The 21,460-nt window shown below is 65.4% G+C and carries 18 protein-coding genes; 10 read left to right on the forward strand and 8 right to left on the reverse strand.

Annotated elements, in window-relative coordinates; translation table 11 throughout:
• The first annotated feature begins 34 nt into the window (after positions 1–34).
• The 3 genes from KV110_RS23655 to KV110_RS23665 are packed head-to-tail and all read left to right on the forward strand — an operon-like array spanning position 35 to position 3,655.
• Positions 35–1,045 carry a polysaccharide biosynthesis protein gene (locus KV110_RS23655; protein WP_218469473.1) on the forward strand — a complete coding sequence of 337 codons (1,011 nt, stop codon included), beginning with the start codon at positions 35–37 and terminating at the stop codon, positions 1,043–1,045.
• Between the two features lie 13 nt (positions 1,046–1,058).
• Positions 1,059–2,378 (forward strand): glycosyltransferase, encoded by a 1,320-nt coding sequence (locus KV110_RS23660; RefSeq protein ID WP_218469474.1) that lies wholly within the window; start codon positions 1,059–1,061, stop codon positions 2,376–2,378.
• Positions 2,375–3,655 (forward strand): glycosyltransferase family 4 protein, encoded by a 1,281-nt coding sequence (locus tag KV110_RS23665; protein WP_218469475.1) that lies wholly within the window; start codon positions 2,375–2,377, stop codon positions 3,653–3,655. The genes KV110_RS23660 and KV110_RS23665 overlap by 4 nt, the downstream gene beginning before the upstream one ends.
• 449 nt (positions 3,656–4,104) lie before the next feature.
• Here the strand turns inward: KV110_RS23665 and KV110_RS23670 are convergent, their stop codons facing one another.
• Positions 4,105–5,196, reverse strand: a complete 1,092-nt coding sequence (locus KV110_RS23670; protein ID WP_218469476.1) for a DegT/DnrJ/EryC1/StrS family aminotransferase — start codon at positions 5,194–5,196, stop codon at positions 4,105–4,107.
• 130 nt (positions 5,197–5,326) lie between these two features.
• Here KV110_RS23670 and KV110_RS23675 point away from each other — a divergent pair, with 130 nt between their 5' ends.
• Positions 5,327–6,388, forward strand: coding sequence for a DegT/DnrJ/EryC1/StrS family aminotransferase (locus KV110_RS23675; protein WP_218469477.1), 1,062 nt, complete (start codon positions 5,327–5,329; stop codon positions 6,386–6,388).
• Between the two features lie 19 nt (positions 6,389–6,407).
• Here the strand turns inward: KV110_RS23675 and KV110_RS23680 are convergent, their stop codons facing one another.
• Complete coding sequence (locus KV110_RS23680) at positions 6,408–7,157, reverse strand: formyltransferase family protein (RefSeq protein ID WP_218469478.1); 750 nt, start codon at positions 7,155–7,157, stop codon at positions 6,408–6,410.
• 30 nt (positions 7,158–7,187) lie between these two features.
• On the opposite strand from KV110_RS23680, the gene KV110_RS23685 reads away from it, so the two are divergent.
• The 4 genes from KV110_RS23685 (at position 7,188) to KV110_RS23700 (ending at position 11,993) form a co-directional block, all read left to right on the forward strand.
• Positions 7,188–8,267 (forward strand): phytanoyl-CoA dioxygenase family protein, encoded by a 1,080-nt coding sequence (locus KV110_RS23685; protein ID WP_218469479.1) that lies wholly within the window; start codon positions 7,188–7,190, stop codon positions 8,265–8,267.
• 4 nt (positions 8,268–8,271) lie between these two features.
• Positions 8,272–10,059: a carbamoyltransferase family protein gene (locus tag KV110_RS23690; RefSeq protein ID WP_218469480.1), complete on the forward strand. Its 1,788-nt coding sequence runs from the start codon at positions 8,272–8,274 to the stop codon at positions 10,057–10,059.
• Positions 10,060–10,121: 62 nt separating this feature from the next.
• Positions 10,122–10,592: an AAA family ATPase gene (locus tag KV110_RS23695; RefSeq protein WP_218469481.1), complete on the forward strand. Its 471-nt coding sequence runs from the start codon at positions 10,122–10,124 to the stop codon at positions 10,590–10,592.
• A gap of 102 nt (positions 10,593–10,694) precedes the next feature.
• Complete coding sequence (locus KV110_RS23700; protein ID WP_218469482.1) at positions 10,695–11,993, forward strand: condensation domain-containing protein; 1,299 nt, start codon at positions 10,695–10,697, stop codon at positions 11,991–11,993.
• A 13-nt stretch (positions 11,994–12,006) separates the two neighbouring features.
• On the opposite strand, the gene KV110_RS23705 is transcribed toward KV110_RS23700, so the two are convergent.
• Positions 12,007–13,053: a ParB/RepB/Spo0J family partition protein gene (locus KV110_RS23705; RefSeq protein ID WP_218469483.1), complete on the reverse strand. Its 1,047-nt coding sequence runs from the start codon at positions 13,051–13,053 to the stop codon at positions 12,007–12,009.
• A gap of 690 nt (positions 13,054–13,743) precedes the next feature.
• Here KV110_RS23705 and speD point away from each other — a divergent pair.
• Positions 13,744–14,964, forward strand: a complete 1,221-nt coding sequence (speD, locus tag KV110_RS23710) for an adenosylmethionine decarboxylase (RefSeq protein WP_218469484.1) — start codon at positions 13,744–13,746, stop codon at positions 14,962–14,964.
• A gap of 108 nt (positions 14,965–15,072) precedes the next feature.
• On the forward strand, positions 15,073–16,575 hold the full coding sequence (locus tag KV110_RS23715) for an alkaline phosphatase (protein WP_218469485.1): 1,503 nt from the start codon (positions 15,073–15,075) through the stop codon (positions 16,573–16,575).
• Positions 16,576–16,653: 78 nt separating this feature from the next.
• Here the strand turns inward: KV110_RS23715 and KV110_RS23720 are convergent, their stop codons facing one another.
• From KV110_RS23720 to KV110_RS23740, 5 genes are read right to left on the reverse strand one after another with little or no spacing between them, the layout of a single operon-like run.
• Entirely contained in the window at positions 16,654–18,270 is a 1,617-nt protein-coding gene (locus tag KV110_RS23720) for an AMP-binding protein (RefSeq protein WP_218469486.1), read from the reverse strand.
• Positions 18,267–18,893, reverse strand: coding sequence for a 4'-phosphopantetheinyl transferase family protein (locus tag KV110_RS23725; protein ID WP_218469487.1), 627 nt, complete (start codon positions 18,891–18,893; stop codon positions 18,267–18,269). The genes KV110_RS23720 and KV110_RS23725 overlap by 4 nt, the downstream gene beginning before the upstream one ends.
• A complete protein-coding gene (locus KV110_RS23730; RefSeq protein WP_218469488.1) occupies positions 18,890–19,954 on the reverse strand; it encodes an acyl-CoA dehydrogenase family protein in 1,065 nt (354 codons plus the stop codon). Before KV110_RS23730 ends, KV110_RS23725 begins: the two co-directional genes overlap by 4 nt.
• A gap of 46 nt (positions 19,955–20,000) precedes the next feature.
• Positions 20,001–21,167, reverse strand: a complete 1,167-nt coding sequence (locus tag KV110_RS23735) for an acyl-CoA dehydrogenase family protein (RefSeq protein ID WP_218469489.1) — start codon at positions 21,165–21,167, stop codon at positions 20,001–20,003.
• Entirely contained in the window at positions 21,164–21,427 is a 264-nt protein-coding gene (locus KV110_RS23740; RefSeq protein ID WP_218469490.1) for a phosphopantetheine-binding protein, read from the reverse strand. The genes KV110_RS23735 and KV110_RS23740 overlap by 4 nt, the downstream gene beginning before the upstream one ends.
• Positions 21,428–21,460: the final 33 nt, after the last annotated feature.

Here is a 21,460-nt window from a genome sequence, read left to right on the forward strand (position 1 = left end):
GCATGGCCAGAGAAAACATAGTCAAGGGATACAGATGAGGGTGGATGACGTTCTGAAAATGCAGCTGAACGGTCACCGGCAGTACGCGAATCACATCAGATCAGTGCCCGTCGATTTCGGTATATTGGCGGGCAAGCGCGTATTCGTGACCGGCGCGGGCGGCTCGATCGGTTCGGCGTTCTGCCGTGCCGTGGCCACGATGCCCGCCGCCGAGCTCGTCATGCTCGACCGGGACGACTCGGCGCTGCACGCGTTGCAGCTGAGTCTTGCTGACCTGCAATGCATTCCCGCGCAGACCTACTACCTGCGCGACATCTGCGACGAGGACGCGCTCAGCGAGGTCTTCCAGCGCGAGCGACCCGAGGTGGTGGTACACGCGGCGGCACTCAAACATGTGCCGCTGCTCGAGCAGCACCCGTCCGAGGCGTACCGCGTCAATGTGCTCGGCACTCGGACGGCATTGTCCACGGCCGCGAAATGCGGTACCGAGATATTTGTGAATGTCTCCACCGACAAAGCGTCCAACCCGACGTCGGTTCTCGGCATCACCAAACGGCTGAGTGAACGTTTGACCTCACATTTCGGTGCCACCTACAATCGCCGTTTTGCCAACGTCAGATTCGGCAATGTGCTCGGCAGTCGTGGTTCATTCCTGCCGACGTTCGTCGAAAAGATCGAGAACAACAAACCGCTGCATGTCACGCACGCGGATGTGACCCGCTTTCTCATGAGCATGGACGACGCGGTCAAGCTGATCGTGCTCGCGGCCGAGCACGGCCGAAGCGGCGAAACGCTGCTCGCCGATATGGGCGAGCAGGTCCGCATCCTCGACGTCGCACACACGCTGATCGATAACGCGGGCTCGAACCTGCCCGTCGAGATCGTCGGACTGCGACCGGGCGAGAAACTGCACGAGGACTACCTCGACGACTCCGAGTCGCCGGTGCGTGACGTGGTGACGAACGGTCTGGTCAGGGTCCGCGTGGAGCCGCTCGACCCGGCGTCGGTGCGGTTCGAGGACTTCTTGCAAGCGAGCGAGTTCTGAAAGGCCGAAGCCGATGACCATCCGGATTGGTGTGCACTTCATTCGGCGCCGCATCCTGCGCGCCGCCGAGAAGTACGGCGGGCCGGCCGCGCACAGCAGCGTCTTCCGATGCGCCAAGGGATTCGACGCCCTCAGCGCGGCGCCGGCGGGTAAGGACACCGTCTTCGAGGCCTGGGACGAGCGAGAACCGGCCGACGAGTTCGTCGGCCGGGTCGACGTACTGGTCGGCATCCCGGACATCCGCCTGTTGAATGCCCGGGACCGCTCCCGGCACCGGCCGCCCTATCTCGCGCTGGTCATGGGCGACGCGACGCGGGCGGTCCCCTGGCGCGTGGCGCTCATGCGGCGGTTCCAGTCGAACGACACACTCGTCTGCAGTTGCTCGGCCGACCGCGAGATCTTGCGGACGTTTCTCGACGCACCGTGGGAATCCAGCGTGGACGTCGCTCCGATGCCAACGGACCTCGGGCTCTTCCTGCCGAACGGACCGGCGCCGGCGGCACTGACCGAGGCACTGGCGGGCTTCGACCCCCGGCGCCCGGTGATCCTGAGCGCAGAGCGGATGAAACCGGAAAAGGGTGTGCACCACATCGTTCCGCTGGCCGCCTGGCTTCGCGATCACGGCCATCGCCCGGTGCTGGTGTTCCTGCACGCCGCGGCGGGCGCGACCAAGACGGCGTATCAAGCCGAACTCGAGGCATCGCTCGCGGCGGCCCAGCTGACCGACGCCGCGGTCTTCCTGCCGTTCCTGGATGCCAGCGGGCTCGCCGCGGCGTATGCCAGGGCGACGTTCGTGGTGTCGGCGTCCACGATCTACGACAACAACTTCGGCTACGTCCCGATCGAATCGCAGGTCGCCAGAACGCCACCCATCGTCGCCGACTGGGGTGGCTACCGCGACAGCGTGCGGCACGGCCGGACCGGCGTGCACATGCCGACCACCGTCCAGCTCGACGGCAGCGTCACCGTCGACTGGCTACCGGCGGCCCGCGCCGCCGCCGACTTGCTCGCCGACCCGGAGCAGTACGACCGGACCGCCGAGGCCGGGTGGCGGCATGTGCAGGACCGCTTCTCGATCGAGGCATCGCTGCGGATCTACTCCGCGCTCGCCATGACCGCGCTGGAGCGAGACACCGACGCGGCACCCGATTGGCGGATCAACGAACTCGGACAGCACGCGATCGATATCGGCTGGACCGACCAGACCGATACCCCGGACCGCACCGGCCGCCAGCGGTGGCGCGACCTCGGTCGCGCCGCGGACTACGACGCCATCCACCAGCTGATCTACGGAAAGTACGCCACCCACTCGAAGGTGATGAGCCCAGCATGACCCAAGACAAAACCCCCACCGCGGTACTCGACCAGTTCGGCTTTCCTGCTCGGTGGTCGGTACATACCCGGCGCGAGATCCGCCGGGTCGCCCGAGTATTCGACGCGCTGTCCCCGGTCGACCGGCTACGCCTCGCCGAGGGCCGCCATGCCGCCGACGTCCTGGTCGGCGACCGAGCCGATCCGGGGCCGGTCACCACCTCATCGGTACAGAACCGAAGACTCGTGCTCGTCCTGCCCTTTCCCATCCAGACGGGCGGCATGCGCGTGCAACTGGAGCTGGCGAAGATGCTGGGCGAGGAAGGCGCCGAGGTGCATGTCCGCCAGGTCCGTGGCGAGGACTGCCTGGACGAGAAGTACGACAAGTACGGTTTCGCCTCCCGCGCGCCGCTGGCGGACCCGCGCGCGCTGGCCGACGCGCTGCGTGAACTCGCTCCGGCAACGCTGTTGGTCGGCTGCTGGATCGACTACTTCGCCGCGCTGGAATCCGGAGCGGGCCCGGTGATCGGATACTCCGCGGGCGAGCCGACCTTGCGCAAAGACCCCGTCGGATTCGACCGCGACTTCATCGACTTCGCGTTCCGGATGCACCAGTTGCCGGTGACGTTGTGGGCCGGATCCCAGTCCATGGTGAACATCTTCGAACAGCGCTTTCATCGTGCGGCCGAACTGATTTCGGTCCCGATCGCGAGCGAGATGTTCGATCAAGACTGCACCCCGGCGCCACAACCGCCGTTCCGCGTCATCGTGGTCGGCCCCGAGCACGTGACGACCAAGGGCATACCCGGTGCGCTACAGGCGCTTTCGCCGCTGCGTGCGGAGGGGTTCCACATCGTGTGGGTATCGCCGGGCCCGCCATCGGAGCAGCTCGCGAACCTCGTCGACGAGCTGCGTATCGGGCTGAACGCCACGGAGGTGGCGGCTGCCATCGGTTCCTGCCACGCGTTGGTGTTCCCCAGCAGAGTCGAGGGTCTCGGCAATCCCCCGTTGGAGGCGATGGCCCTCGGTGTTCCGGCGGTGCTCTGCCCGAATGGCGGTTCGGCGGAATACGCGATGCCGGAGCGGAATTGCCTGCAGGTTCCGTTCGGCGACGCCGACAGCCTGCGCGCCGCGGTCCGTCGGCTGCGCGATGAGCCCACCCTCGCGACCCGGCTGCGGACAGCGGGCTTCGGCACGGCCGAGCGCTACCGCCCGGAGAACATCCAGCGGATCGTCCGTGAGTTCATGGCCACCAAGTTCGAACACCTGCCGTTCGTCCCGCTCAACGGATCGAACTGACCGTGTCCGGGCGTCCCGTCGTGCCACGATCGACGGGACGCCCGAATCAACCGGCAGCACCCGCCGGTCCCGGCGCCTCGGTGCTGCCCGCATATCTACTCCGGCAACGGTTCTGGACACGCTCGCAGGCGAAGTCCGGCGCTCCGATGCCGTCGATCTCTCCCGTCGACCTCACGCAGCGCGTAGGTGGCAACCGTCACCGCAGCGCGAGCGCAGCCGAGAATCCCTCTCGCCGTGGACGATTCGGGTTGATTGAGCATCGCCACGCCATCCATGGCGCAGCGCACGAGATGGGTCGCCGCCGAGGCCAACGGATCGTCTGCCGGGGCGCTCGTCAACTTCTCGTACGCGGTACGGAGCAAATCCTCCGCCTCCACGAAAGAACCCCCAGACATATCCCACTCTTTCCGTCTTGTACGACCAGTGCTGTGGCGGCTCGGGGTGGTTGCTCACCCTGTGGGCGCGGTCAGCTCGTTCACCTCGCGAGCTACCCGAAGGAGATCCTCCCGGCCGAGCGCCGGGAAGATCGGCAGCGCGAACATCGTGCTCGAGACCGCGTCGGTGACGGGCAGGTCGACGGGGGCCCGCAGCGGGGCGAGGCGGTGACAGGGCACCGGGTAGTAGGCACCGGTCCCCACCTGCCGGTTGCGGAGTTCCTCGCGTACCTGGTCCCGGTCGACCCCGTCGGGTACCCGAACGCTGTACTGGTGGAAGACATGCTCGACATTCGGGCCTACCGAGGGCACCCGCACATTCGTCAGCTCCGCGGAATACTGCTTGGCAATGCTACGACGCTGCTCGTTCCACCCGGCCAGGCTTTGCAATTGCACTCTGCCGATCGCGGCGGCGGTCTCGGTCATTCGATTGTTGAAGCCGACGATCTCGTGGTCGTACGCTTTTCGAGCGCCCTGATTGCGCAGCAGTCTAGCCTTTTCCACCAGGGCACGGTCGCCGGAAACGATCATTCCGCCTTCGCCGGTGGTCATGTTCTTCGTCGGATAGAAGCTGAATGCGCCGAACGTGCCGAAACTGCCGACCGGGCGGCCACGCCAGGTCGCGCCGTGTGCCTGGCAGGCATCCTCGAACAGCGCGATACCCGTACCCTCGGCCAGCGAGACCAATTCGTCCATATCGGCCGGATGACCGAAGAGGTGCACCACCAGAATGGCTGCGGTACGCGGACCGATCAACGCCCGCACTGATTCCGGAGCAGCGCAGTAGGTTTTCTCGTCGATATCGCAATAGACCGGCTTAGCACCCGCCAATCGCACCGCATTGGCTGTACCCGCATAGGTGAACGATGGCACGATGACCTCGTCACCGGGACCGATACCAGCAGCAAGCAAACCGAGATGGAGCGCGCTCGTGCCAGAGTTGACGGCCACGCAACTCCGGTCGGCGACAACAGCTTTCGAGAATTCGTTCTCGAAAGCTCCGACCTCCTCCCCCTGCACGAGCTTGCCGCTGCGCAGTACCCGATCCACCGCACGACGCTCGGCCTCGCCGATCGTTACCAGGGTCTGCGGAACAGGGTTGGTCATATCGCTCCTCCATAACATTGCCACCATCGAACAGTGTGCTATTTGTGAATAACTGATGGATAGATAAGGATTTCGTCTCATGTCATTGTCGAAGCCGCCACAGTTCCGAATCCGGTTCGCGCAGCCAATCATGGGAGAACCGGAGCTGCAAGCCGTACAACGAGTGCTGTCATCCGGGTTCCTCACTAACGGCCCTGAGACCGCGGCATTCGAGGAAGAATTCGCGCGCGTCCACGCCGTGCCCTACGCCGTGGCAATGGCGAACGGAACAGTCGCGTTGACCGCGATGCTGCTCGCCCACGGAATAGGGCCGGGCGACGAGGTTATCGTGCCCTCGTTCACTTTTCTTTCGACGGCGACTGCCGTCGTACACGCCGGCGCGCGACCGGTATTCGCGGAAGTGCACGCCGACATCCTGAACATCGACGCCGATCACGTTGCCGCACTGATCACCGCACGGACCAAGGCGGTCATCGCGGTGCACTACGCGGGCCAAGCCGCCGACATGGCCGAACTGCGCGCGCTGACCGACCGGGCCGGGATCCTGCTACTCGAAGACGCGGCGGAAGCCCACGGCGCGAGCTATCGAGGCCGCCCCGTCGGCGGTCTGGCCGACGGCGCCATGTTCAGTTTCACCCCGACGAAGAACATCACCATGGGCGAGGGCGGCATGGTGACCACCCACGACCCGGACTACGCCCGACGCCTGCGACAGCTGCGGAACCACGGTGTCGCCGATGACGGCACGCCTCGAACCTCGATCGGTTACAACTGGCGAATGACGGAAATGCAGGCGGCGATCGGTCGAGTGCAGGTGACCAGACTGAGCGCCATCATCGAGCGCAAGCAGGCCAACGCGGAGTTTCTGGCCGCTCACCTGCGCGACGCCGACGTCCTCTTTCCGCCCAACCGCCCCGACCGAACAGCGACCTACATGATGCTGACCCTTCGATCGAGCACGCGCCGCGACGCGATCGTGCAAGGTCTGCGCGACCGTGGCATCGAAGCTCGCGTGTACTTCCCACCAGCCCACCTCGACGCGGTGTTCGCCGCTGACAACGTCACACTGCCGCGCACCGAAGAGGTCGCGAACACCGTCTTCTCCATCCCATGCCATGCGGAGCTGACCGAGGACGACCTCGCGCTGATCGCGAAGGAGATCACCGCACTCGCCCCGCGCGACGCAACCTGAGGCGCGACGCAGCCCGCGGTCAGGCCGACCACTCCTCGGCGGCGTACTCCAGGCAGACGAAGCCGTCGGCACACGAGACCACCGCCGCCTGCTTCGTCTCCGCGACAACCGCGCCGATCTCGCCGCCGGGCAGCCCATGTGGCAGCAGGTACGCGTTGCGCACCGGCCTGCCGCGGAAGGTGGGCAGTTGGAAACCGGGGAAGGTCATGGCCAGGCATTCGGCGCGGACCACTGCCGCGGGCCTCGCGAAATCGGCGATCTCGGCTTGCGTGAAGTCCACATCCGCGCGCCGATGCGCGGGTTCGCCATGGTCCTGCTGCGCACGCGCCGTGTAACTACCCTCGATCAGAGCCCGGGCCTGTTCGGTCAACAATTCGAACGCGTGATCATGGAACATCTCGAATAGATCACCCGCGGAGGTGAATTCGGGCAGCGGAAAAGACCGCGCGGCGATGATCGGCCCCGCGTCCACCCCCTTGGTCAACTCGTGCAACGTCACACCGACCGTCTGCTCCCGACCGGCGATCGGCCAATAGCAAGGGAGGCTGCCGCGGTGGCGTGGCAGCAACGCGAAATGGAGATTCACCGCCCGCGCTCCCCCGAGGTCCGCGATCCGAATGAGCGTCGGATATTGCAGGGACACCAACAGATCCGCGGAATCCAAACCGAGCGCGGCGATGCTGTCGTAGATCGGCCAGCCATTGGCTCGGGCCGCACGACGTAGCGATGGCCGCCAACCATCCTGGCCGTCATCGTCTGTCGACGGCACGCACACGAGTTCGGCGCCGCGGCATGTCATATGCGCGAGCAGGCTGAACAGATGGGCTCCACGAACAGCCAGTCGACCACGGCCTGCGATGACAATCTTCATTGTGCGCCTTGTCTTTCCGTGTCGATGATTGATCACTTGCGGCGTTTTCTTCCCGGGTGGAACGATACAACAACGAAAGGAGACACAGCTATGGATGGGGCTCTGACTGCCGAGCAAATCGAGCTATACGAGCGAAATGGGTTGCTGGTTCTCGAGAATGTGGTCTCGCAGAAAGCTCGCGACAGAGTCGCCGAAGTTTTCCAGAAGATCGTCGACGAGTATGCTCTCGAATTGGTTGACAGCGGCGAACTCTCGCGCCTGTACGACGAATTGCCGTTCGAGCAGCGGTGGGCCGCGATCCGAGCGGAGGTGCCGGCTTCCAGGCCGATCGTCTGGCGTCGAATCCTCATCGATCCCGCCGTCTACCAGTTGTGGTTCGAGCCGGGCCTACTCGGTGCGGCACAATCGATTCTCGGCCCGGAAATCCGCGCCTACCACCTGTTCAACGGCAGGCCGCGCGAACCGCACGATCCCAGCCAATCCATCGACTGGCATCAAGACGCCTTCAATTGTGACGACTGGAGTGCCGACGACAGCCGAATCCTGACCTTCTGGATTCCGCTGGTGCCCGTGGGTATCGAGTCCGGCTGTCTCGCGGTCGTACCCGGCTCGCATAAGCAGGGGGTACTGCCGAAGAGCACCGACGAATTCGGTATCACCACACTCCGGGATGCACCTGAATTCACCACGGAACCGATATCGGTACCGATGCGGCCGGGCGACGCGCTGATGTTCAACGAACTCGTCCTGCACCGCTCCCTCGACAACATCTCCGACCGGGTCCGCTGGAGCGTCGACATCCGGTTCTCCGCCAACGAGCCCGCGCATCAGGCCAAGGCCCCGGGCGGCTTCCGCGTTTCCTCCGAGCACGAGCCGCCGGAGACCTTCGAGGAGTGGGTTGCCAAATGGGATCGCAAGTCCGGCGTCATGCGGCGCCACCTCCGCCGACTGGATCTGTACGCCCGTTCGCTCAGCCCACAGGAAAGACGAGACGTCCAAAGCTACTGACGCCATGATGATTTCACATACGCACGCCGAGCCCGCACCCGTACCGGACCGCCTCTACCTCGGCATCATGACCGGACCGCACGATCCGTCGGCCGCCATCGTCCAGGACGGCCGAGTGCTGGCGCTCGCCGACGAGGAACGCTTCATTCGACACAAGCACGCGTTCGGTATCTACCCGATCAATGCCATCCGGTACTGCCTGGAAGCGGCGAAGACCGACCTGTCCGACGTCCATCGGATCGCAATGCCCTGGGATGTAACCGGATACAGCGATGGCCGTATCGCCGCCTTCTACCAGCGCATGAATGAAACCTGGCCGGTCGACGCCGCGACGAGCCGCTGGCAGCACAAGCAGTTGTCCACGTTCAACCGGGACAGCCTGCGGGAACTGCATCGGCGCGAACTCGGCCGCACCTTCGGCGTGGAGGCCATTCCCGAGATCGTCGGAACCGGACACCATTACACCCACGCGTTCCAGGCCGCGCACGAAAGCCCGTATGGCGACGCGGTCGTACTCGTCCTCGACGGCTCCGGCGACACGCACACCGGAACCGTCTGGCTGAAAACGGGAGCGGCGCTGGAGCTGATTCGAGAGATCGAGATCCCGCATTCACTCGGCTGGTTCTATGCCGCGATCACCGAGTATCTCGGGTTCGATTCCTCCGACGGCGAGTACAAGGTGATGGGCCTGGCCTCGCACGGCAGGCCGGATGCCGGACTCGACACGCTCGTCAGCGCGGTGCTGCATCCGGCCGACAACGGTATCGACTACCGCGTCGCACCCGAGTACATCCATTACGGCCCGCACACGTACTCCGGTCGGTTCACCGATCGGCTGGCCGAGTTGTTCGGGCGCCCGCCGCGGTCTCGGGTAGCACCGGTCGAACCGTGGCACCAGGATCTCGCGCTCGCCGCACAGATCGCCACGGAGCAGGCGGCGTGTCGACTCGTGTCGTGGGCGGTACGGGAAACCGGCGTCAGCACAGTGTGTCTCGGCGGCGGCGTCGCGATGAATGTCAAGATGAACGCCAGAATCGCCATGTTGCCCGAGGTGGACCGGGTTTTCGCCCATCCGGGATGCGCGGACAACGGTGCGGCAGCCGGGGCGGCGCTGGTTGCCTGCCATGCCGACTCCGGCGCTCTGCCGAAACCGTTGGGTTCCATGGCACTCGGCCCCGCCTATTCGACCGCCACGATCGAGAGCACGCTGCGCAACGTGCAGGCGGAGTTCGAGTTCGTCGACGACCCGGCACCGGTGATCGCCCGCGATCTCGCACGCGGTTCGGTAATCGGCTGGTTCTCCGGGCGGATGGAGGCCGGGGCCAGAGCCCTCGGGCATCGGAGCATCCTCGCCGACCCGCGGACACCGGAGATGCGCGATCGAGTCAACGCGGTGATCAAGCACCGCGAGCCGTGGCGACCGTTCGCCCCCTCGGTTCCCGAGGAGCACGCGGACAGCTACACCGATCACGGCGGTGACGCGCGGTTCATGATGATGGCCTTCACCGCGAACGAGCACCTGCGCGCCGACGCGCCCGCGGTGGTTCACGTGGATGGGACATCCCGAATCCACCGGGTCGTGCAAGCCGACAATCCCGGCTTCCACCGCCTGCTCACCGAGTTCGGCAACCTGACCGGCGTGCCCGTCCTACTCAACACGTCCTTCAATGTCGCGGGAGAACCGATAGTCTGCACTCCGCTCGATGCGCTGCGCACCTTCCACGCGTCGGGCATGGACATCCTTGTGATGGAGAATTTCATAATCCGGAAATCCGCACCGCAACTCTCTTGACCGTCCGAGATCTGTTCTCGGGGGTGATGTTTCGCGACCAACCCGAGTGCTACCCTTCCGGCATGCTGAAGATACTTGTCACGGGAATGTCGGGGACGGGAAAGTCGACAGTTCTAGAAAAGCTCGGTGAACGTGGTCACCGTGTTGTGGATACGGATACCGACGAGTGGTGTCGCTGGGTAACCGAGGAGGATGGCGGGACCGACTGGATCTGGCGCGAAGAGGCGATCGAGAAATTGCTGGCAGACCATAAACAAGGCATGCTATTCGTGTCCGGTTGCAAGTCGAACCAGGCCGACTTCTACGATTCGTTCGATCATGTAGTCCTGTTGAGCGCACCAGTTGACGTGATGCTCAGCCGTATTGCGAGCCGGACCAACAACCCGTACGGCAAGAGCGATGAAGAACGTCAGATGATCCTCGAGCATCAGCGATTCATCGAGCCGCTCCTGCGCAAGAGCGCCACCCTCGAAATAGACACCACGGCGCCGGTCGACGACGTCGTACGCGAACTGGAAAAGCTTTCCGCCTGAATCGATCAGGTTGATTCGAGGATCGTGCGGGGCACCTGCTGCCCCGCACGATCCGGACGAAATGGCAGTCATGTGTTCGTTTCCTCGTGTGAAGGTTGAGCTATGGACCAACGGCTGGTCGAGTTTCACGGTTCGCGCTCAGCGGTCGCACCCGCCACCTGCGCGCAACGGCAGCTGTGGGGGGCCATCCAGCAGAAGCTGCCGAATTCCGCCTTCTTCAACCAGATCTACCGAGTCGGCCTCTCGATGAAACCGACGTTGCCGGACGTACTCTCGGCCCTTTCGGCGGCGGTCGGCGCGCACGAGTCGCTACGCACCGTGTTCGTGCCCGATGCGGCGGGGGCGTTGTCCCAGTATGTATCCCAGTCGGGTTCGTTCTCGGTGCATACGGCGTCGGTCGAACCGGGTGAGGATCCCGGCACGGTGTTTCGCGCGTGGGAAGCGCAGATGCTACAGACCGGCTACCAATTCGAGGTAGATCTCCCCTTACGTGCCCTGGTGGTACTGGACCGGGAAGTTCCGGTACTGGTGGCCTTTTGCGTGTCGCATCTCGCGGTGGACCTGACGTCGCTTCGCGTGCTGGCCGACGAACTGATTGCCAGGCTGAACGGCCATGCGGTGCCGGCGAACTCACGACAACCCGTCGAACACGCGCTCTTCGAGCGGTCGCCCAAGGGACAACGTCTGCTTGCCCGGTCGCTGGCCTACTGGCAACGCCAGCTGGCCGACGCACCACCGGCCGCGATTCCCGCCCAACGGTCGGGACAGTGCGCGACCCTCGCGATGGACTCCCTGGCCGCCGCGCTGGCGTTGTCGACGCTGGCCGCACGGTACGACATCAGTTCGGGGGCAGTGTTACTCGCCGCCACCGCCCAATTGCTTGGACGTCGAGCGGGCCTGTCGCGTGTCGCCTTCAGATTGCTGGTGTCCAACCGGTTCGCACCCGATTTGCGCAACGCGGTGGCCAACCTGCACCAGGAAGTACCCGCGACCATCGATGTCGGGTCACCATCGTTCGCCGCGGTGGCGCGGTCGGCTTTGAAGTCCTCGATGGCGGCCTACTCACGCGGCCATTACGACCCCGACCTGGTCGACGAACTCGTTCTGCAATGTCATGCCGAGGACGCGTTTCCCGCCTGCTTCAACGATATTCGGGAATCTCGCGGTGGCTCGATCGCCGATGCCGACTCGATCTGCGCTGCGCTGGACCACACCGTTGTGGCCCCGCACAGCTTTCAAGAAGCCGAACCTTTCTTTCTAATGGTCGACGGCGATGGATCCGAGTGGATTCGCATCCTGCTGTCCACGGACACCGCCGCGATGCCGCCGTCCGATGCTCACCAATTCCTCTTGGACCTCGAGCAGTTGCTCGTCCAGGAAGCCCGAACCGCGCAGGGGTAGCAGGGGTTCCGCATCATGCTCGTCGCGCACTGACGATCCGCAGATCTCCGGCGGAATGCCCCAGGCTGTCCGACTCCGAGCAGTGAGCTTCACTCACGAACCGCTGAGTCGTTCCGGTCTCACACTGACGAGCTTCCAGCCTGCGAGCGAACTGCTGCCAGGCTTGGCCACACCTGCGAGCGGCCTCGGCGACCGAGGCAGTCGAGTGCGTCGGCACGTTCTCGATAAGGCGCTCCCATGCCTGCGCGCCCATCATCTGGCTGTGCAACAGTCGCAGAATGGTCCGGCCCTCCTCGTTGAACCGGAGTGCGGGATCCCTTGCCAGTACGTCGAATTTCGCCTTCCAGTCCGGGGCCAGCGCCAGCGCGTCGTTCAGATCCGGTGGCGTATCAGCCGAATCGTGCCGGTCCGCGGTGGTGTCCCGACAGGTCCGGCCGCGACGCTGCTCAGGGACGGGGTCCTCGCCGCGGCGTAGCCGTTCGCGCACATCGCGCGCGGTGTTCAACGAGATTCCCGCTTCCGCCGCCACCTCGCGCAGCGGCGCGTCCGCCTTCTCGGTGAACAGCGCGCTGGCCCGCATCCGGCCCTCGGTCGGGTTGAGTGGTCTTCGGCGACCGTCCCTGCCGATCCGGTAATTCACGGCTGGATGCTCCGCCGTCGACGCTCGGCGGATTGCCGCCACGGTCTTGTCCGAAATACCGGCCAGCGCGGCGATCGCCTGGTCCGACCATTCTGGATGAGCACCGAGGACTCGTGCGGCCGCGGCGGTCCGGTCGGCCGCGGACAGTGGGAGTCCGTGGGCCGCGTTCAGTTGCACCGCCAGAACGAAGGCATCTTCGTCGTCGCCATCGAAGTAGCGGACTTCGATGTGATCACGTCCCCGAAGGATGGCGGCTTTCAAGCGGTGCATACCGTCGATGACCCGCATGGTCGATCGATGCACGACAATCGGCGGCAGTGGGACCTGCACCTCCGACAACAACTGAACATGGTCGAGATCCACCCCATCGGACCGCGGCGAGTCCGAATCCCGCAGTGACGCGATCGGTACTCTCTTCACCGGGTCCCGAGGTTCCAGGCATTCGCCGCCCAGCACGGTTGTACGTAGGGCAGGCTCCCCGTTCCCAGCTAATGGCGTCATAGCTTACCCTCCAAAGTTGTGACCTCAAACATTCCGCCCGGAACAAACTCTTAATGGTTCGGCCGCAAAGATCAACTCGGTCAGCGATCCCGTTGCTCGCCCGGCGCCGACCGCGCTCGCGACAGGCAGGCCGAAACCGGCACTCTCGCTGACCCTCTCGCAACGGTTCGCCCCAGGCCCGAACTGGTCATCCGCCCAGATGACCAGCACCATCGCGTGGCGATCGAGTTGCCCACGCCCGCAACGGTTCACGATGGCGTCGGCCACACGGGTCGCCCGGCATGATGGTGCTCACATCGCCGACCGGCCTCCCCCATCGATCGCTACTCGGCGGCGGACTCCCCTCTCGTACGTGAACTCCGCACCGACTCTGAACGAGGCTCGATCGCTGCCGGAGACGATGTACCGTAGCAATGCACGTGAGTCCCCCTACCGACCACGTTGCGAGCCGGTGATCGCATACAGCCCCTCGACACCGGCGCCTATACCGCGAGCTATTCGTCGGTGTCCTTCAACGGTTTTCCGCCCTTGACCTTGCATGCCTCGGGCGCTGAACCTGCCCGCCCCGCCGGCTTCGCCGGCTGCCCCCTAAGCGAGAGCGAGTTGCCCATGACGGCGGATTTCACCGGCTGGCACGTGCTGGCCGAGTTCGGTGGTGTCGACGCGGCGCTCTGCGACGATCTCGAACGACTCGAATCGGCGTTGCGTGAGTCTTTGATCGCCGCGGGCGTCACCATCTGCGATGTCGTTCACAAAAAGTTCGATCCGCAGGGGGTGACTGTCCTCGCGCTGTTGTCGGAGTCCCACGCCTCGATTCACACCTATCCGGAGTCCGGCGACATCTTCGTCGACGTCTTCACCTGCGGCAGCATCGGCGCCGGCGCGTCGAAAGCCGTCGAACTCCTACGAGACAAACTCGCCCCCAACGACGTTCGCATGCAAGTCATCCGACGCGGACACGGCTCCCAACGCATCGAGGAACCCGTCGGCGCCGGTTTGACCCGCATCTGGGACCTGCACGAGGTCATCGTCGACACCCACACCCCGTTCCAGCACATGGTCATCGCCCGCACCGACCAAGGCATCAGCCTGTTCTCCGACAACGACCGCCAATCCACCGAATTCTCCCAACTGACCTACCACGAAGCGATGATGGTCCCCGCTTTCGCCCTGGCCCAGAAACTGGACAAGGTCCTCATCATCGGCTCCGGAGAAGGTGTGGCCAGCCAGATGTCGGTCGCCGCGGGCGCGACACAGGTCGACCACGTCGACATCGACCAACGCGAAGTCGAGTTGTGCGCCGAACACCTGCCCTACGGCTACACCAGCGACGACCTGGCCGCCGCCGTCAAGGCCCAAGGCCCGATCACGGTGCACTACGCCGACGGCTGGGACTTCCTGGCCAACGCCGCCCAGACCGGCACCCGCTACGACGTCATCGTCATCGACCTGCCCGACGAAAGAGTCGAAGACGCACAACACAACCGGCTCTACGAAACAGAGTTCCTCTCGCGATGTCGCGAACTACTCGCCCCCGGCGGCGTGCTCAGCGCCCAAGCCGGATGCGCCACCATGTGGCGCAACGAAACACTGAAACGGTCCTGGAACCGCTTCCACGACCAGTTCGCCACCGTCGTGCAATACGGCAGCGACGAACACGAATGGACATTCCTGTTCGGACTCAACGAACAAATCACCGACCCGGTACAAGCCATGACCGACCGACTGACCACCCTGCCCTACCGCCCGGAAACCATCGACGCCCGAGCATTGATCCGCGGCGCGATCGAACCACACACTCTACGCGTCCTACCCGAACCCGTGGTCTGATCAGACTTATCAGTTTTGACTACCTGCTGTCCGCGGATACCGTTGCCGTGCTCCAGACCCTGTGGCGCGCAACGAAATAGTTCGCCACCGACGGCTAGAGGAGACATAGTGCAGCAGAGGAAGCGCTCTCGATTCAGCGCCGCCGCGGCCCTCGCCACGACCGTGCTGGTCGCCGCGTCCGGCCTCGCGGGATGCGGGACGAGTCGGGACGAGGCCGCCGACCGAGTGCACAACATCATCTTCCTGCTCGGCGACGGCATGGGCCGTAGCCACATCACCGCGGCCCGGCAGCGCTTCTACGGCGCGAGCGGTCAATTGAACATGGAGAAGCTGCCGCACATCGGCGCGGTCTCCACCTACGCGGTGGAACCGAACAGCACCCAGCCGGTGCTGGTCACCGACTCGGCCTCGTCGGCCACCGCGTGGTCGAGCGGTGTGAAGACCTACAACGCCGCGATCGGCGTGGACGCCTACGGCAAGGCGGTGCCCACCCTCATGGAGCAGGCCAAGGCCGCCGGTTTCGCCACCGGCAACGTGACCACCGCCGAGGTCACCGACGCCACCCCCGCCGCCATGTACAGTCATGCGCTGCTACGCAGTTGCCAGGGTCCGACGTTCTCCGAATCCTCGTGCCTGCCAAAGAAAGCCGATGGCAGCTTCGAAGCGGTCCCGGACGACAAAACCGTGATCACACCGATCGCCGACCAGATCGCCCGCACGGCCACCGCCGACGTGATCCTCGGCGGCGGCTTGTCCCGGTTCACCCCCGAGGATCAGAAACTGTTGCAGGACAACGGCTATGCCGTCCTCGGCAGCATGGGCGACCCGGCCATGGCCGCGCAGACCGCCGTCAGCCAGCGAACCGCCACCAAGCAGGACCTGAGTGCCGTCTCCAGCGCGAAGGTCATCGGCCTGTTCAGCCGCGGCAACATGACCGTCGAACAGGCGAAGGCCACGCTCCCCGACACCGCGCCACAGCGTCAGGAGCCCACCCTGACCGAGATGACCACCAAGGCCATCGATCTGCTGTCGAAAGCCAAGGGCGACAAGGGTTTCCTGCTACAGGTCGAGGGCGCGCAAATCGACAAACGGTCACACACCAACGAAGCCGCCCAAGCTCTCGGTGAACTCAAAGCGTTCGACGACGCCGTCGCCGCGGCCATGGACTTCGCCGAACGCGACGGACACACCCTGGTAATCGTCACCGCCGACCACGAGGGTGGCGGCCTCGGCATCGTCGAGCCGGGCAACTTCACCAACGCCGAATCCGTCTCTTTACCCCCCAACATCGACCCGGGAAACCCGGCAAACAACGGTATCCCGTTGCGCGACAACGAACAGCTACTCGACACCAACCGCTCCCGCGGCCCACTGAACGCACCCCAGGCAGACCCACAGACATTCGCCCCCGCGACCCTACGCACCCCCGACGACCCAGCCGACATAACCGACGGCTCCCCAGACGCCAGCCTCTGGCTAACATACCTCTACGGCGACCACACCGGCGCCGACGTCCAGATCTACACCTACGGCCCAGCCTCAACCCAATTCGCCACCACCCAAGACAACACCGACCTCTACACAAAAATGCACGCGGCACTATTGAAGTAGACCCTCACCTCCTACCACACCCGCCCTGCGGTGAGTGCGCGATCACGTCACCGATCGCGCTTGATGTCGACAACCGGATCACACGAGCCTGGAAGCCGGATCTTGGATCGCTGTGCCCCGCTCGGGTTTTGGGGTGGTCGTTGGGTCTGCGTCAGTGAGTAGTTGGGCCAGTGCGGGGCGATCGATCTTGCCGCGGGGGTTCAGGGGTAGTGCGTCGAGGCGCAGGAAATTGCGGGGGATCATGTAGTCCGGGAGTCGGCGTTGTAAGTGCTGGCGGAGGGTCTCGGTGGTTGCGTCGTCGCGGTGGGGATCGGTGCAGGTGAAGGCTGCGGCGAGGGCGGTGTCTCCGCCGGGGCGGGTCAGGGGTACTACTGCTGCGTCGGCAATCTCGGGGATCTCGCGGATGGCGGCGGCTATTTCGGCGAGTTCGACACGGTAGCCCTGCACTTGTACTTGCTCGTCGTTTCGGCCGAGATGGACGAGGACAGGGGGATCGGCCGAGTCTGGTGTAGTGCTGATTCGATCACCGGTGCGGTACCAGTGGGTGTGGTCGAGCGGGGTGTTGGGATCGTGGGGGTGGCCGTCCCCTGTACGGAAGCGCCCGTGATCGTCGGCTGGGTCGAGGTATCCGTCGAAGCGTTGTGGTCCCCGGACGCACAGTTCCCCGTCGATCATCCGGTATTCCACTCCCGGGTACGGCGTACCGATGGGGACGGTGCCGTTGTGCGTGTGCGGCCAATCCTCGAGCTCGCACGGCAGCGTGTACGAAGTGCAGGTGACGGTGAGTTCGGTTGGGCCATAGGCATTCTCCACTCGACTGTGCGGCGCCGCGATCCGCCACGCCTTGGCCTGGTCCAGCGTGAGTGGTTCACCGCAGAAGACGCTGCGCCGTAGTGTCGGCATGGCGTCGGGACGGAGCATGCGCAGCCGATGGGCTAGGGAGATCACCGAGGGGACCGAGTTCCAGTGCGTGATGGCCTTCCGGTTCACGAACCGAACCGGTGCCAGCAGGTCGGCGCGGGCCGGGACCACCAGGGTGGCGCCAGACCCCCAAGCGGCGAACATATCGAAGACCGACGGGTCGAAGGTGAGATCGAAGATCTGCGAGACCCGGGAACCCGGCCCGGCTCCATAGCGCGCCACAGTATTTCGCAGGAACGCGCACACGTTGCCGTGACTTATGGGCACACCCTTGGGGACACCCGTCGAGCCGGACGTGAACAGAATGTAGGCGGCCCCTCGCGGTTCAAAGGCACGGATAGACGGGACGCTCTCATCGGCCCACGCGGCCAGCCGAGCATGGTCCAGCACCAGCGTGCGATCACCCAACGCGGTCGAATCCGCACTGCCATCGGCGAGTACGACGTCCAACCGTGCCGCCGCCGCCACGGCCGCATTGCGCTCAGCGGGGAAACTCGTGCCAAGTGGCACCACCGTGGCACCCAGGCGCAAGATCGCGAGGTATCCGGCGTAGGCCGTGGCCGTCCGGGATGCCAGCAAGCCGACTCGACGCGGCTCCTGGCCGTCGCACACCGCGAGAATCCTGGACGCGATGTTTCCGGCCACGTTCGCCAAACGGCGGTAGGTCCAGGCCACGCCGTCGACCTCTAGAGCAACGGCATCGGGCTGGGCCCGCGCGGAGTTGCCGAACCACTCGTAGAGGGTATCGGCGACGGTCTCGGCTGTATTCGTCACGGTTCTTCCTCGATCGAGACGGCTGCGAATGCGTAACTCAGTGGAATCGGTGATCTGCCACGCAGACTCGACCAGACGAAACGCCCCCAGCGACCGGCGCACGTTCGGGGCGGCACCGGGATGGTCCAGGGGTGCCCGGCCAAACCCGCGCCGTCGGCCTTGACGCACGCTTCCTGCACGGTCCAAATCCAGGCGACCTCCTCGGCGGCCCGGCCCGGCGACATCCCGTGCAACAGTGGCGCGTTCGTCCCGAGCAACCGGCGGACAATACCGTCGCTGACCACCTGATCCGGACGCTGGACGTCGACGCCGAGTGCCATACCCACCGCAACGCCCGCGGCGATCACCTCCGCACAATGCGAGACGCTGATACCGATCCCGGGATAGCCGACCAGCCAAGGCTTCCCACGCGCATCCGGTTCTATGACGGCATCGGTGGCGTGCGGCGCGGCGACGGCGAGCAAGCGGCGCAACAGATCGCGCCCGGCCAGGAATTCCCGTACCCGCCACGCGGGTCGACCCGCCACCGACCGGCGGTCGCCGGGATGCGAGACAGTGCCGAGGGCGGAGACCTCCGCTGTGGCCAGCCAGATATTGTCCCGCACCGGAAAATAGGTGATCACGGTGCGCTCCGCCCGGCCAGCTCCGCCAGCGCGCTATCGGCGTACTCGGCCACCGTCTCCAGGACGACTTCGGTTGCGCCGCCGCCGATTCCGAACAGCGCGGCCTGAGCACGCAGCTCCTGCAGTCCGCCTGCCGCGAAGCCGTCCGCGCCCCATAGGTGCGCGCACTCCCCCAGCACGAAGCCGACGGTGTCACCGGCGGCTGCCTTCAGCGTAGCCGCGGCGGCCGCATCATGGTGTCGCGCAACCGCGTTCGCGTGCACCCGGCACAGTGCGTCCAACTGCTGGGTCCGCACGATCGCGGTGGCGAGCCGTTGCCGCACAGCCGGTTGATGCCACAGGGTGCTATCACCGTGTGCCCGGTTCGCCAGGCGATCGCGAGTGCGAGCGATCACCCGACGGCACAGCTGAACTCCCCACAGGGCACTCGCCAGACGCTCGGTCGCGATGTGCCGGGCGAAGACCGGTAGCCCCAATCCGACCCGCCCGAGGATCCGCTCCCGTCCCACGCGGACCCGGTCGAAATCGATATGCCCGCTGCCGGAGGCGGCGAACAGCGTCGAGTCGGCGGGGTGCACGGTTACCCCTTCGGCGCTGCTCGGCACCAGTACCCAGGTGAAATCGGTGATGTGGCGGCCAGGACGGTGGCGGGCCAGCACCAGGATCTCCTCGGCGGTGAGCGCGTTGGCGATCCAGCGCTTACTGCCGGAGACCTCCACACCCTCGGCGTCGAGATCGATCCGGGTGCCCAGCGCCGTGAGGTCGGTGCCCGCGTTCTCGTCGGTCACCGCCAGCGCAACGGTGGCCGCTCCGGACAGCGTGCGCTCGACCGCCGCTTGCGCGACTTCCGCTGCGCCGGTGGCCAATACGGGAATCGTCGTCGCCAACGGCAAACTCACCGAAAGGGTGGCCGCCACCGAGAAGCGCGCGTCCACCGCCGTCAGCACGGCGGCGACGCGCTCCGGATCCACCCCGGCCCGGACGTCACCGCCTCGGTAGCAACGGATCAGCAGTCCCGCCGAGCCGAGGGTCGCCCACACTCGGGCACCGCTCGACGTCACCGGTAGGTCCGCGAGCACAGTCGATTCTGTTACGGTAGCGGACAGCTCAGTCGACAAAGTGCACTCCCCGATCACGCAGAGCCAGTCGACCGTCGGCAAGATGCAACCGGTCGTTGCTGTAATTCAGTGCCGCCGAACGAAGATCACGCAGGGCCTGCTCCAACCGGGTAGGCGAGTCCCGCAGATAACCGTGCCGCAACCCGACCGCGTCGACCAACCCGTCGACCGCCGCGAGACACAGCTCGGATGCGCTGATCTTCAAAGAGTTCAGCAGCAGCTGCCGCGGCGGCGTCTGCAAATCCGCACCCGACTCGACGAGATCGACCGCCTGCCGCAGCAGCGCGTGCACGGTGTCGAGCTGCTGCCGCGACCGGGACAGGCGAGTGAGCAGCAGTTCCGAACCGATGTCGAAGCTGTTCCGCTGCTTCGGATCACGCACCAGATGCAGCACCCGCGACAGGGCACCGGCCGCGGTGCCGAGCCAGGCCGCGGACCAGCCGATGTGGGCCAGCGGTGCGAAGACCTCGGTGGCGATGCGGTGGAATACGCCGGATCCGCCGATGACCTGGTGCCGCGGCACCGAACCGCGCAACCGCACCGGAATGCTGTGGCTGGCCCGCATGCCCATCGGCTGCCAATCACCGGAACACTCGACCGCCAATTGGTCTCGATCGGCATACACCAGTGCGACGTCGTCGACCGTGGTCGCGTCGAGTCCGCGCATGGTGATCAGGAATCCGTCGGCGTGCGCGGCTCCGGTCACGATCGGCGCGAACCGTTCGATACGCACGTGGTCCTCGGTCGCCACCAGCGGCGCTCGCACGCCGAACAGATCACCCCCGGCTTCCGTCGTCACCGATGCCAGGTAGACGTCACCGGCGGCGAGGCGCGGCAGCAGGCTCGCACTCAGTTCCGCGCCCGCGAACCGGGATACCGCCTGGACCTGCTGGCAATGCATGGCGAACACCATCGCCACCGACATGTCGCTGCGCCCCAACCGCTGTGCGCAGGCGGCCATATCACGCACTGTCCCGCCGAGCCCGCCATACTCGGGTGATACGAGCAGTCCGAGCAAACCGGTGCGCCGCAGGGCATCCAGGGCGGCCACCGGAAAGGTCGCGTCGCGATCAGTGCTTCGTACATGCTGTTCGACGACCTCGACGACGACGGCGAGCCTGCTGTCGACATCGACCCCGTGCAGTTGCGCTGTCACGTATCCGCCTCGCCGGTTCGTTCGGGCAACTGCGCGGCGACCGCTCGCCACAGGCTGCCCGCCGTCGCGAAGGTGGTGTCGTTCATGTGCTCGTCGGGCAGCGATATCCGGTAGGTGTCCTCGATGGCGAACAACAACTCGATCGCCTGCATGGAGGTGAGTCCGAGACGGCGCAGATCGGTGTCCGGGCCGATTTCCAACTCCGTGGACTCGGCGAGCTTCAGGAACGGGCGCAGCAGATCGATGAAGTGGGATTCCATGGCAACTCAGTTCTCTCGGTTCGGCATACAGGC

This window comes from Nocardia iowensis (assembly GCF_019222765.1).
In the GTDB taxonomy this organism is placed as follows: domain Bacteria; phylum Actinomycetota; class Actinomycetes; order Mycobacteriales; family Mycobacteriaceae; genus Nocardia; species Nocardia iowensis.